Raw genomic sequence first — 13,023 nt, forward strand, 5'->3', positions numbered from 1 at the left:
TAATAGCTTTAAGTAACCGTTAGCAAAGAGACTTTAAACAAAATGTTGTTGGTTGTTTAATCACCTAGTAAGGTAGGAGCGTCTATTCACTTTGGTATTTACAATATGCAATTATTTATCGGTAATAAAAACTACTCCAGCTGGTCATTACGCGCATGGTATTTAATGAGTAAATTTGATGTTGAGTTTAGTGAAACCCAGCTGGTACTCGACACCCCTGATTTTTACAGTGAACTAAAAAAGACCTTTGCTGTGCAAAAAGTTCCAGCGTTAATTGATGGCGATTTACAGGTTTGGGATTCACTAGCAATTTGTGAATATATTAACGATGCTTACTTATCAGGCGCTGCATGGCCAAAATATATTACCCAAAGAGCTAAAGCGCGTGCGCTAAGCGCTGAAATGCATTCAGGCTTTATGGCGCTGCGCAGCGAAGTGCCAATGAATATAAGAGCTACCCGTAAAGTAGACCTATCGAGCGAAGCATTAAAAGACATAGCCCGTATAGACGAGATATTTGCACAGCAACAAGATGTGTTTCCAAACGAGTGGTTTTTTGGTGACTTTAGTATTGCTGATGCTATGTACGTACCTATTGTATTGCGTTTAAAAACGTATCAAATTACGTTATCGCCAGAGGCGCAACAATATTGTGACTTTGTTATGCGTTGCCCCGTATTGCAAGCATGGATCACTCAGGCATTAACCGAAACCGATATTGTAGAGTGTGATGAAGCAGGAACGCCTGTATAATTATTGTTTTTCATATGGCATGTTATGTGCCTTAAAATCATAAGTTTAAACTAGGCTGCTCATGTATCTAAATCACCCAAGGTATGGCAATAAACCGATAACTACCAATACCTCAGTGACAATAGAGGCGATAGAGAATGCGCACTGGCGTTACTCGAGGCTTAAATACTTCCCTAATACGGTAATATTGGCAGATATAAAAAAGCAAAACTATGCCATTGACCCTCGGGCACTTTATGTTGATATTGAAGAGAAGTGCGAAAGTTGCTCTAAGGCATTTATTTTTTTTGCTCAAGAGCAGCAATATTGGTTTGAGGTACTTGATTTTTGGGTCGATTCACACTGTACACGTTGTTTTGAATGCCGTAAGCATGCCAGATATATACTAACTCTACGTAAACGGTACGATATGTTAACTCGCTTAGCCAATAAAACCTCAAGTGAAAAAACACAGCGTAAAGAACTTGCCAATACGCTTTACTGTTTAGGTATTATTAAAAATATCAATAAAGTGAAAGATTAATCCGCTTATATTTTACTATCACGCCTTATTTTTACTTTAGTTGTAAAAGCCCGTACAATTCGTCTCGTTTTTAGTGCGCTAATATGGCGCTGTAACCGAGACGAATTAATCAATTTTTATGCATCAAATAGCTGATCTAATTTCAATTTTTGAGCGCACTTTTTATCAAAGTCACAATACACGACTGATAAAAGGCGATTGTGAGCCTGTGTATTTACCAGCAACAGAGCAGGTGCCATATCACCAGGTTGTATTTGCGCATGGTTTTTATGCCAGTGCATTACATGAAATAGCACACTGGCTGGTGGCCGGTGATGCACGTCGGTTATTAGAAGACTACGGCTATTGGTACTGCCCTGATGGGCGCGACAAACAAAAACAAGCTGAGTTTGAAAAGGTAGAAATAAAGCCCCAAGCTATAGAGTGGTTATTAAGCACCGCAGCAGGGTTTAATTTTAATGTGTCGGTGGATAATTTAAACGGCGAGCAAACGTGTCGGTTTGATTTTCAGCAGCGAGTATATGCACGGGTATTATCGCTAATCGAAAATGGCTTTAACTCTCGTACAGAGTCACTTTTAAAAGCAGTGTGTGATTTTTACAATACACCGTGGCCCTTAACAGCGCAGCAATTTAAGTGGCAACATCCAAAGGAGCTTTGTAATGGCGTTTAAATTAGGCTTAATTGTAAACCCTGTAGCAGGTTTAGGTGGCACAGTCGCTTTAAAAGGCAGTGATGGCGCACACACAGCGGCAAAAGCAATAGAGTTAGGCGCAGAGCCAAAAGCAAATAGCCGAACAAAAGCAGCGCTTGAGGTGCTATTACCTTATAAAGAACGCTTAACCATTTACACTGTTAACGGTGACATGGGTGAGCAAACAGCAAAAGCTTTGGGCTTTAATGTAGAGGTTGTATATAACACTTCTGCAATAACAACCCCAGATGACACAGAACAAGCCGCAAAAATACTTAAAAACTCTGGTGTTGATTTAGTCTTATTTGCCGGAGGCGACGGTACAGCACGTAACATTTGCCATGCAATAGAGGATACCATTCCCGTACTTGGTATTCCCGCAGGTTGTAAAATTCATTCTGGTGTTTACGCTATCACGCCAAAGGCTGCAGGGCGCGTAGTCGAAATGCTGGTTAAGGGGGAGTTAGTTACCTTAGCCGATGCAGATGTAATGGATATAGATGAAGATGCTTTCAGGCAAGGCACAGTAAAAGCCAAACGCTACGGCGAAATGCAAACACCTAGCGAAGTACGCTATATGCAAGCGGTTAAAAATGGCGGTAAAGAAACCGACGAACTCGTACTTGCCGACATTGCAGCGCATGTTGTATCGCAAATGGATGAAGACACATTTTATATTATGGGTAGCGGCTCAACGGTTGAAGCCATAATGGAAGAAATGGGGCTTGAAAATACGTTACTTGGTGTTGATTTAATAAAAGATCAAACCTTAGTTGCCCAAGATTTAACGGCTAAGCAATTGCTTGAGCTTACACATGATCAAAGTACTAAGTTAGTCATTACGCTCATTGGCGGGCAAGGGCATATATTTGGCCGTGGTAACCAGCAATTGAGTCCTTTGCTTATACGCGCAATTGGCAAAGAAAATATTATTGTAGTAGCAACAAAAACAAAACTACTAGCGCTTAATGGTCGCCCCCTTATTTGTGATACAGGCGATGGCGAATTAGATGATGAATTAACCGGTTATATTAAAGTAACCACCGGATTTAACGACCATATTATGTATGCAGTAGGGCACCAAAACCTTGAAAATACAGGTGCTTTGCAAAACCAGGAGATTAATAAATGAGTTTAGTGAACTATATCGATGCAGCCCAGCAGTACTTCGATGATTTAGTAATAAAAGCAACTGACGATGAGTTATTTGCTGGCGGCTATTTACGAGGTCATTTTGATCTTGCAGTTGGTTATGCCGAAGTAGAAAAGCTGACAATCAGTATAGATGAGCTAAATGAAACTGTAGAGCAAAGCTTAGTTAAAGCATATCGCAACGGCGAGCTTAACGAAGAAGACAAGGCATTAGTTGCACGCTTGTGGGATGAAGTTAAAGCCCTCGCTTAACCCTAAGTGGCAAAAAAACACGATTTGTTTATCACTATCGTGTTTTTTTGTGCCCAAAACTTTTAAAGCACATTCCCATGTTAATTTACTGTTTTGTTTTTATGCGATATTGTTACTAAAATAAATTTTAGGAACAATAAAAATGGATAATAATCAAGACGCTTTACCTTCAGGGGTTGTAGCGCGTTTTTTAAATTTTGTTGAGCGAGTAGGAAATAAGCTCCCAGATCCAGCCGTAATATTTCTATTTGCAATGTTATTAATTTGGTTTTTGTCGTGGTGGTTTTCAGGCGTGAGCTTTGATGCAATAGACCCACGTACCGGTGAAGCGATTATTATTAATAATATGCTGGCAAGTGATTCGCTCGCTACTTTTTTATCCTCTATGGTAAAAACCTTTACTGGCTTTGCTCCCTTAGGTGTCGTTTTAGTAGCTATGTTAGGTGTCGGTGTTGCAGAGCATTCGGGATTTATTAATACCGGCCTTAAGTTAATGCTTAAAGTTACTCCTAAAAAGCTATTAACGCCTTCAATCATTTTAGTGGCCATTGTGAGCCATACCGCTACTGACGCAGGTTATGTATTAGTTATTCCACTTGCCGGTGTTATATTTTATGCAGCAGGACGCCATCCGCTTGCGGGTATTGCAGCTGCATTTGCAGGAGTCAGTGGTGGTTTTGGGGCTAACTTTATTCCATCGGGTATCGACCCATTGCTACAAAGCTTTACCCAAAGTGCGGCGCAAATAATTAATCCTGCAATAACAATTAACCCGTTAAATAACTGGGCATTTGCTTCAGCATCTAGCTTATTTATTGTGGCATTAGGCTGGTACATTACCGATAAAATTATTGAACCACGTTTACAAAAAACAGCAGTTGATGGTGCTAAAGAGGATTTACCTGTATTTGAAGATGCACGTAGTGATGAAAAACGTGCCTTTTATATAGCCAGTACCGTGATGATTGCTGGACTTGCGTTATTAGCATTTGTCTCTGCTCCAGACGATTCTGCAATGCGCAGTAGTGACGGATCCCTTACTAATTTTAGCTCTCCTTTAATGCAATCAATTGTACCACTAATATTTTTACTTTTTTGGATCCCAGGCACTGTATATGGTTTTACGGTAGGTACCTTTAATACTTCAAAAGATATGATTGATGCTATGAGTAAAGCGATGAGCGGCATGGCATATTATATCGTCATGGCGTTTTTCTGTTCGCTATTTATTGCTGCATTTAGTAAATCAAATTTAGGTGCACTGCTCGCAATTGAAGGTGCGCAGTTATTAAAGGCGATGGAATTGCCAAGTGCAGTAACGGTTGTAGGCATTATCTTTTTAACTGGCTTTGTTAACTTGTTTGTAGGTTCAAGTTCAGCAAAATGGGCGTTACTTGGCCCCATTTTTGTACCGATGTTAATGCAACTTGGCATTTCGCCAGACTTAACTCAAGCCGCTTATCGTGTAGGTGACTCAAGCTCTAATATTATTACACCGTTAATGCCATACTTCCCATTAGTGGTGGTGTACTGTCAAAAGTATGTCAAAGGCACCGGTATAGGCACTTTAATTGCTATTATGCTGCCGTACTCAATTGCCTTTATGATTGGCTGGAGTATCTTTTTATTAGGTTATTGGGCACTTGGTATTCCTTTAGGTTTAGATGCAAGCTACATTTATCCAGCATTGCCTTAACCTAAACCTTTATGAACCTCACTCACTTGAGTGAGGTTTTTAAATAAAAGTCCTGTAATGTAAAAGTAAGTCTAAGTTATCTTTCTAAATCTCTCACTATATAGCCAAATAAGCTGGCCTCTCCAACAATATACACATAATCATTTTTGTTGTTCATTATTGTAGACTTATCGTCATACCACCTAAAATCATGAATCTTATTCGTTTTAGGGTCTTTGAAGTATAAACGAGTACAGCTATCTTCATACTCAGTGCCACACTCTTGTACATCGGTCAGGATGTATTCTTTATACCAATAGTCGCCTTGTGTGTAGTAAGCCCATAATTTAATAGGATCAGAGATAAAAACATAGAGTATTCCAAAGATTAATAAAGGGGATAATGGGTACATGAAAATGGATGCTAATTTTATTTTAGTATCTGAGAAATTGTATTTAAGTGATTCTCTATATTTACTGCAGCGTTTATATTTATTGAATATAAGTATATTTAAATAGATAAATAGTGCACAACAGATAATAGGGAGGGTTATAAAGAAAACAGCGTCGTATAGTTCATTTGAGATGAATGGTGGATCTGTAAAGTCCATTAAAATAGGTATAGTGATGCATAATAAAATGGGGAGTACTATTGCTACAAAGAGCAAGTTGTCGTAAATCTTTTTCAATTTTTAATTCGTCCGTGAACTATAGCCTTTGTCTAGTTTACAGAATTTTTGTTATTTTAAAAATCAGAGAAATGTATTTATAGGCATTAAGCAACCCGAACTCAGGCTAAAAAAACTATCTCAAGCCGCTATTGAATTGACGCGAAAGTTTACTTTGTTTTCACTGTAGCAGCAGCTTAAAAACAAAAAAACCTTGTCACTTTCGTGGCAAGGTTTTTTTATTAAAGAGTCGTTGCTTATTTAGCTGTGAAGCTTACAGGGCGACGTTCTTTACGAGGACCGCTGCGCTTATCACCGCGTGCGCCGTCATCTTTATTAAAGCTGCGTTTCTTATCACCAGCTGGACGCTCAGAGCGTTCGCCACGTGGTTCAGCAGGACCTTGATCAGTTGTAATTGTTAAGCCCATAGGGCGTTTACAAATAAACACTTTTTGGAAGTGATCAAGTACATCTTTAGGCATGTTTTGCGGTAATTGAACCGTGCTGTGATTGTCGTGTAGACGAATATCACCAATAAACTTGCTTGAGATGTCAGCTTCGTTAGCGATAGCGCCAACAATATTTTTAACCTGAACACCATGTTCACGACCTACTTCGATACGGTACGTATCCATAGGACCTGCATCACGGCTGTTACGTTCGCGAGGTTTACGCTCAGCGCGTTCACCACCACGTTCGCCGCCACGTTCGTTACGACGTCCACGGTCACCACGATCGTTGCGTGAATTGCGGTCGTTACGCTCGTTACGTTCACGAGGTTGAATCTTAACTTCTTCAACTTTAATTGGCGATTGTTGCTGTGCTAAACACAGTAACGCACCCGCTAAGCTTTCAAGAGGAAGATCAAGTTTTTCAGCCATGTTAGTAGCTACTTCATTGAAGAACGTGATGTCTTTGTTTTCAAGCGCAATAGTTAATTTTGCTTGTAACGCTTCGATACGTTTTTCTTCAACAATTTTTGCTGTAGGTAATTCAACTTGAGCAATTTCAGACTTCGTATGACGAATGATATTTTTAAGTAAATAACGTTCGTTATGTTTTACGAATAAGATTGCTTTACCAGTACGACCAGCACGACCTGTACGGCCGATACGGTGAACGTAGGCTTCAGAATCTTGTGGGATATCGTAGTTGATAACTAAGCTTAAACGGTCAACATCAAGACCACGTGCCGCTACATCTGTTGCAATAACAATGTTTAGCATGCCACTTTTTAAGCGATCTACAGTGCGTTCACGTGCTTGCTGGTTCATGTCACCGTTAAGTGGAGCAGCAGAGAAACCTTCGCGCTCTAATAACTCAGCAAGTTGTACTGTATCGTTACGCGTACGTACGAAAACAATAGCACCTTCATATTGCTCAGCTTCTAAGAAGCGAACAATTGCTTTATTTTTATGTACGCTTGCATTCCAAAACACTTGCTCAACAGATGATACTGTAGAGTTACGCGCAGAAATATGAACCTGTTCAGGGTTATTCATATACTTGCTGCTGATGTTTTGAATTTGCTTAGGCATAGTCGCAGAGAAAAGACATGTTTGCTTTTCGCGCGGTGTTTTTTCCATGATGCTTTCTACATCATCGATAAAGCCCATACGTAACATTTCATCGGCTTCATCAAGTACAAGTGCTTGTAGAGCATCAAACTTGATAGTGCCACGGTTAATGTGATCGATTAAACGACCTGGAGTTGCAACAATAACCTGAGCGCCACGACGAAGTGCGCTTAATTGGATACTGTAGCTTTGGCCACCATAGAGTGCCAATACTTCAATACCACGAACATGTTTAGCATATTGTTCGAATGCCTCAGCAACTTGGATCGCAAGCTCACGTGTTGGTGTGAGTACAAGGATCTGTGGCTGTTTCACAGACGGGTCAATATTATTTAGTAATGGCAGTGCAAATGCTGCGGTTTTACCTGTACCCGTTTGAGCTAGTCCCAGTACGTCCTTTCTTTCTAGCAATAACGGTATACATTGAGCTTGGATTTCAGATGGTGTCTTGTAACCCAACTCTTCAACTGCCTTCAAAATTGCAGGAGAAAGATTTAGAGATTCAAACGTGACTGGTTCTGACATTAATACGCCTCAACGAATTTAAAGAGGCGCGCATTATATAGGATTCGCGAGGCAAATGCTTGTATAAATTGAAACTAATTTCTATGTGTTTGATGTTGGTCGAAATTTAACCAGTTTGATTTGGGGTTTATTAAACTGGTTAACATATTTAATACAACGCTTATTTGTACAAGCCTAGGTTTTCTTTTGCGTAAGCTTCAAATTCTGTAAATCCACCGATGTGATTTTGATCCACAAAAATTTGTGGAACGGTAGGGCAAGGTTTACCAGCTGACTTTTCAAGGTCGGCTTTACTAATGCCTTCTTTAATTATATCGATGTAGCGAAATTTAAAGTCATCACGTTCATTTGATAGTTGCTCCGCAACATCTTTTGCACGAACACAATATGGACAACCTTCACGGCCAAAAATTACAGTTAACATAGCTTTCTCCTCAATTTGATTAAAATCAGTTTAAATGATTGAAAAATTATTTAAAGCAAAAAAAATCGATTACACCATTCTAATAAAAACTATAAATCATATATTGCATATCAATATGATTTGCAAAATGCGAATGAGAAACTAAAGCGCTGTCTGTCTAATACTTAAGTATATGAATGCAAGTGTGTTTACAAGAACTAATTTGTGGCACATAACTTGATGATTAAGAGCTATACATTGGGTTAACGAGAATACTTTATGAATATTAATAGTCACGTTTTAGAAATTATCCAAGGGGTAATCGGTAAATATTGTAAAACCCAAAATCGAAATTTTTCAGTTACTTTAATTAACAAGTTGCAATGTAACTACGTTTGTTTGCAAATCCCTCTTGAGCAAATGATTGCGCAATGCGAGGAATTTCTGATTCCAGCGCTAGCATCTGTAAAGCAGAGCTTTTTACTTAACCTAGAAGCAAATATACAAGGGGTTAGCCTTCATTACCAGATTGATGATTCTGAGCAAGTAAGCACGCTGGATTTTCATGGGCTTTTAGCAACAAAAGAGTCTGTTAGTTTGGCACTTGATATTAGCCAAAATATAGACGTTCTAACTGATTGTGAGGCGTTATTTAAAAGTTGTTTAATAACATCGGATAATACCCATGAGCGCTTTGGCTTAAATTTTAAATTATTCAATAGCACTTTTAAGGAAACGGTACAGATTGAGGATTTACGTCACCTTAGTGGTGATGCGCTGACTGATAAACTAAATGGTGACAGCATAAATAGACACATAAAGTTATGCACTATTAGCGATATCAGTGAGCTGAGCCAAGAGAATAAACTATCTAGAAAAATACTAGGTTGGCCATTTTTTGATACTGACCTCATTACCATTTTAACAACATTTCATACGCAAACACGTTTATCTGTATTAGTGGCGGATGATAGCTTACCAAGCCAAATTGCAACAAAAGTGATGCTCGAAATGCTGGGCTGCTTAGTAACATGTGCAGAAAATGGCGCTAGTGCTTTAACGCTTGCTCAAAATGAACCATTTGATTTACTGCTCTTAGATGAGCGCATGCCAGGAATGTTTGGCAGTGACGTAGCACAGCAATTGGTGCGTCAAAATACCCCTAATAATGATACACCCAAAGTTATTTTAACGGGGCTAACAGGGGATGAGCAGATAGCTGAGTTATTTGAAAAAGGTATTACGCACTATTTACAAAAACCAGTGACCAAAGCAGTGCTCGAAAAGTTTATTAAACCTTGGCAATTAGCGTCTTAAATTGGTTAATAAGGTGGCAATGATGCATGACTTTTCTAAAACAGCGCTTATTTTGATTGGTTTTCAAAATGATTACTTTTCACCAAAAGGTATTTTGTATGACGTGGTTGAAGAGTCGTCAAGAATTACTGGCGTGGTAGAAAATACACTCTCTTTATTGGCCGCCTGTGCAGAGCAATTTGCGTTAGTTGTTAATACACCCATTCATTTTACACAAAACTACAGTGAGCTTAAAAATCCGATTGGCATATTAAAAGCTATTGCTGATGTGGGCGCATTTAAAGCAGGTTCGTACGGCGCTCAAACCATTGAGCAGCTAGATTTTTTTAGCAATGTTATAGAAGTGGTGCCTGGGAAAAGAGGTTTAAATGCTTTTACACATACTGCTCTAGCGCAAAAGCTCAAAGAACATGGTGTCACTAATGTAATTTTAGCCGGCACGGTGACTTCTATTTGTATTGACTCAACTGCGCGAACGGCTGTTGAACTTGGTTTTAACGTCACTATTTTAAGTGACTGTACATCGAGTCGCACTCCTTTTGAACAAACTTTTTACTGTGAAGAGGTTTTTCCCCTTTATGCGCGAGTTTGTGATAGTAAAACTTTTATTAAGCATTGGAGAGAGCATGGATAACAACGATGAACTACAAGTGCAAATCCAATATGCATTGGTCGAAAAGCTCTCCAATAGTAATCGACGTCAAGCAAAGCTATTAGCTATTTTAGATGAATGTATTTTTGAGTGTGATAAACATTTAAATCTTACCTATATTAACGAAGCATGGGAGAAGAAACTAGGTTACTCAAGCGATTCATTAATTGGTTCTAATATTACTAAGTTAATGAATTGCGATGATATTATGCATTTTGTTGCATACAGTTGTTGTTTGCTTGAAGGAAAGCAGACTCCTAGTGTAGAAATACAAATAAAAAATAGTCACGGACTCTTAAACTGGTTTGAGTTGAGGCTAGTTTATGATGAAAAAAGCGGTTTTATAGGTTCACTCTATGACATTCAACGTCATAAAGACTCACAACTTTTGCTTACACAACAGCAAAAATATGTAAAACGCTTATCGCTTGTTGCGAGCCATACAAATAACTTAGTGATAATTACAGATAAATTTGGCGTAATTGAGTGGGTTAACAATAGTTTTGAAGTACTTACAGGTTACACCTGTGATGAGGTTATAGGCACCAGTCCTGGTCATTTACTGCAAGGGCCAAAAACATGTGAAAAAAGCCGTAAGGTCATGTCTCATGCCGTAAAAAATGGACTTCCTTTTCAAGTTGAAACTACAAATTACGATAAAAACGGTAATATTTATTGGGTTGCTATTGATGCAAACCCAGTGCGAGATGATGAAGGCCAAGTAAAGCACTTTATCGCTATAGAAACTAATATTACGCAGCGAGTTAAAGCCGAACAAGCAATGGCAGAGATAGAATATAATTATCACTCTGTCGTTGATAATATCCCTGATATTGTTTTACGCCTTGATACATTTGGCAATCTATTATTTATAAATCAAGCATGGCAGCGAGTTCTACACAGCAAGGTAGATGAGAGCCTTGGCTTACCTATAATTAAGTTTATAGCAAAAGAAGATGTAGAAAAAATTAGTAGCACTTTACTTGATTATAAACAAGGTAAGCGTGATATACGTCGTTTTGATATACGTTTAATTAATGCACAAGGTATAAATAACTGGGTCGAAATTACACTTACTCCAATTGTTGGTGGCTACGAAAGTGATTTATCATCAATTGCTGCGACACTTGTGGATATACAAGAGCGTATTGAAAGCGAGCAAATATTACTTGAAGCTAAACATCAGGCAGAAACCCTAGCGGAGTCAAAAAGCCGATTCATGGCAAATATTAGTCATGAAATTCGCACGCCATTAAATGCTGTGATTGGATCTGCAGATATTTTGCATCATACCGGTTTAACTTCTGAACAAATGCGCTATACACAAATGATTAAAACAAGTTCTGACGCGCTATTAAGTGTATTGGACGATGTATTAACGTACTCACGTTTTGAAGCACAAGCCATAACACTCAATAATCAGCCATTTAGTATTGATACGTGTATTGAAGAAGCAATAGATATAATTTCCCAAAGCGCTTTACAAAAAGGGCTTGAGGTTATTTTTGATTTTTATCCTGATGTACCAGCTCAAGTAATTGGTGATCATGCCCGTATAAGACAAATAGTCATAAATTTATTAGCCAATGCGATTAAGTTCACTCAACATGGTGTAATAACGGTTACTGTTAAGTGCACTCATATTGAAGGTAATAATTTAAACCTTTATATATCTGTAAAAGACACGGGTATGGGAATTGCAAAAAATAAAATTGACAGTATGTTTATGCCTTTTATTCAATCCGATAATTCAATTACTCGAAAGCATGGTGGCAGTGGCTTAGGGCTTGCGATATGTAGGCAAATTTGTGATGTGGTAGGTGGAGATATTTCGGTTAGTTCTGAGTTTAATAAAGGAAGCGAGTTTATAGTTAATTACCCGCTGCAAATAGACACAACTGACTCAATTTTAAGAGAAGGGTTTGCAGCACGAAGTAAAAAGCCAAAAGTATGGATAGTAGGAAGTCACGAAATTCTAAAAACAGCCTTGGAGCATACGCTCACTCGGTTTTCTATCACTTTTGAACACTACGAAGTATGCCCAGATATACCCAAGTACGATAGTTTTCCTGATGCAATTGTACTAACTGATCCTCAAATGTTAGCTCAAACACGCGAGCGTATAAATACATACAACTCCCTTAATTCACCGTGTTTACTCATCCTAGATTTGCTAGGTAAAAGCTTATTACCGCAAAATATTAACGACAGAGAGCTTAGGTTAAATGGCCCTTATAAAGTATCGCATGTACTACGGGCAATTAGTTTATTAGAAGAGCAGCTGTTTTATTTGGATATTATATTTACCAATCGTGAGCAAAAAGAAACTTTAGAAAGCCCCTTAGGGTTAAATCAGTTAAGCGGAACCAAGGTATTAGTTGCTGAAGATAATACGAATAATCAAATTGTAATTCGGCAGTTTTTAGAACAAAAAGGTTGCCGTGTGCATATTGTTAGTGATGGTCAAGAGGCAATAATAAAGGCGCAAAGCGGTGAAATTGATATTATTTTTATGGATATCCAAATGCCAATACTCGATGGGATTTCTGCAACTAAAGCAATCAGAAAGTTAGGTATAACCACCCCCATAATAGCACTCACTGCAAATGCGATTCATGGTGATAAAGAGCGATTTATAGACGCGGGGATGAATGACTATTTAGCTAAGCCAATTGTAAGTGAGACACTTTATTTATTACTTGATAAATATGCCCCAGAGCAGGTTATTGAATCTAAACATTTAAAGCTCTCTCGTTTAGCGCAAGTGTGGGAAAAGCTGAGTTGAGCAATGAAGGCTAGGGTTTGTTAAACGTTTAGGGTTAAGTTTGTAGCA

The 13,023-nt window shown here is 38.5% G+C and carries 12 protein-coding genes; 9 read left to right on the plus strand and 3 right to left on the minus strand.

Annotated features, from left to right (window positions below):
• The first annotated feature begins 105 nt into the window (after positions 1-105).
• The 6 genes from H5126_RS01590 (at position 106) to H5126_RS01615 (ending at position 5,070) form a co-directional block, all read left to right on the plus strand.
• Positions 106-753, plus strand: coding sequence for a glutathione S-transferase family protein (locus H5126_RS01590; RefSeq protein ID WP_182715667.1), 648 nt, complete (start codon positions 106-108; stop codon positions 751-753).
• Positions 754-814: 61 nt separating this feature from the next.
• Positions 815-1,276: a zinc-ribbon domain containing protein gene (locus H5126_RS01595; protein ID WP_182721232.1), complete on the plus strand. Its 462-nt coding sequence runs from the start codon at positions 815-817 to the stop codon at positions 1,274-1,276.
• A gap of 118 nt (positions 1,277-1,394) precedes the next feature.
• Positions 1,395-1,949, plus strand: a complete 555-nt coding sequence (locus H5126_RS01600; protein WP_182695803.1) for an elongation factor P hydroxylase — start codon at positions 1,395-1,397, stop codon at positions 1,947-1,949.
• Complete coding sequence (locus H5126_RS01605; RefSeq protein WP_154903375.1) at positions 1,939-3,102, plus strand: ATP-NAD kinase family protein; 1,164 nt, start codon at positions 1,939-1,941, stop codon at positions 3,100-3,102. Before H5126_RS01600 ends, H5126_RS01605 begins: the two co-directional genes overlap by 11 nt.
• Complete coding sequence (locus tag H5126_RS01610; RefSeq protein WP_024596509.1) at positions 3,099-3,374, plus strand: YfcL family protein; 276 nt, start codon at positions 3,099-3,101, stop codon at positions 3,372-3,374. Before H5126_RS01605 ends, H5126_RS01610 begins: the two co-directional genes overlap by 4 nt.
• A 142-nt stretch (positions 3,375-3,516) precedes the next feature.
• Positions 3,517-5,070, plus strand: a complete 1,554-nt coding sequence (locus tag H5126_RS01615) for an AbgT family transporter (protein ID WP_182721233.1) — start codon at positions 3,517-3,519, stop codon at positions 5,068-5,070.
• Between the two features lie 76 nt (positions 5,071-5,146).
• Here H5126_RS01615 and H5126_RS01620 read toward each other — a convergent pair whose 3' ends face one another.
• From H5126_RS01620 to H5126_RS01630, 3 genes are all read right to left on the minus strand, one after another.
• Positions 5,147-5,737, minus strand: a complete 591-nt coding sequence (locus H5126_RS01620) for a membrane protein (protein WP_024596511.1) — start codon at positions 5,735-5,737, stop codon at positions 5,147-5,149.
• Between the two features lie 236 nt (positions 5,738-5,973).
• Positions 5,974-7,818, minus strand: a complete 1,845-nt coding sequence (locus H5126_RS01625; protein WP_024606656.1) for a DEAD/DEAH box helicase — start codon at positions 7,816-7,818, stop codon at positions 5,974-5,976.
• A 160-nt stretch (positions 7,819-7,978) separates the two neighbouring features.
• The gene (locus H5126_RS01630) at positions 7,979-8,242 is read right to left on the minus strand and encodes a GrxA family glutaredoxin (protein WP_024595981.1); all 264 of its coding nucleotides are present in this window, start codon (positions 8,240-8,242) and stop codon (positions 7,979-7,981) included.
• A gap of 258 nt (positions 8,243-8,500) precedes the next feature.
• Between H5126_RS01630 and H5126_RS01635 the strand changes: the two genes are divergently transcribed.
• Genes H5126_RS01635 through H5126_RS01645 form a run of 3 tightly spaced genes read left to right on the plus strand, consistent with a single transcriptional unit; the run spans position 8,501 to position 12,975 of the window.
• On the plus strand, positions 8,501-9,538 hold the full coding sequence (locus H5126_RS01635) for a response regulator (RefSeq protein WP_259398383.1): 1,038 nt from the start codon (positions 8,501-8,503) through the stop codon (positions 9,536-9,538).
• Between the two features lie 22 nt (positions 9,539-9,560).
• Positions 9,561-10,172: an isochorismatase family cysteine hydrolase gene (locus H5126_RS01640; RefSeq protein WP_182682043.1), complete on the plus strand. Its 612-nt coding sequence runs from the start codon at positions 9,561-9,563 to the stop codon at positions 10,170-10,172.
• Positions 10,165-12,975, plus strand: coding sequence for a PAS domain-containing hybrid sensor histidine kinase/response regulator (locus H5126_RS01645; protein ID WP_182721477.1), 2,811 nt, complete (start codon positions 10,165-10,167; stop codon positions 12,973-12,975). The genes H5126_RS01640 and H5126_RS01645 overlap by 8 nt, the downstream gene beginning before the upstream one ends.
• Positions 12,976-13,023: the final 48 nt, after the last annotated feature.

It is taken from the genome of Pseudoalteromonas sp. SG45-3 (assembly GCF_014164075.1).
In the GTDB taxonomy this organism is placed as follows: Bacteria; Pseudomonadota; Gammaproteobacteria; order Enterobacterales; family Alteromonadaceae; genus Pseudoalteromonas; species Pseudoalteromonas distincta.

Bases quoted from the DNA above. Each gene is read 5' to 3' on its own strand.
- H5126_RS01590 (WP_182715667.1), top strand. From the start codon at position 106: ATGCAATTATTTATCGGTAATAAAAACTACTCCAGCTGGTCATTACGC.
- H5126_RS01595 (WP_182721232.1), top strand. From the start codon at position 815: ATGTATCTAAATCACCCAAGGTATGGCAATAAACCGATAACTACCAAT.
- H5126_RS01600 (WP_182695803.1), top strand. From the start codon at position 1,395: ATGCATCAAATAGCTGATCTAATTTCAATTTTTGAGCGCACTTTTTAT.
- H5126_RS01605 (WP_154903375.1), top strand. From the start codon at position 1,939: ATGGCGTTTAAATTAGGCTTAATTGTAAACCCTGTAGCAGGTTTAGGT.
- H5126_RS01610 (WP_024596509.1), top strand. From the start codon at position 3,099: ATGAGTTTAGTGAACTATATCGATGCAGCCCAGCAGTACTTCGATGAT.
- H5126_RS01615 (WP_182721233.1), top strand. From the start codon at position 3,517: ATGGATAATAATCAAGACGCTTTACCTTCAGGGGTTGTAGCGCGTTTT.
- H5126_RS01625 (WP_024606656.1), bottom strand. From the start codon at position 7,818: ATGTCAGAACCAGTCACGTTTGAATCTCTAAATCTTTCTCCTGCAATT.
- H5126_RS01630 (WP_024595981.1), bottom strand. From the start codon at position 8,242: ATGTTAACTGTAATTTTTGGCCGTGAAGGTTGTCCATATTGTGTTCGT.
- H5126_RS01635 (WP_259398383.1), top strand. From the start codon at position 8,501: ATGAATATTAATAGTCACGTTTTAGAAATTATCCAAGGGGTAATCGGT.
- H5126_RS01640 (WP_182682043.1), top strand. From the start codon at position 9,561: ATGCATGACTTTTCTAAAACAGCGCTTATTTTGATTGGTTTTCAAAAT.
- H5126_RS01645 (WP_182721477.1), top strand. From the start codon at position 10,165: ATGGATAACAACGATGAACTACAAGTGCAAATCCAATATGCATTGGTC.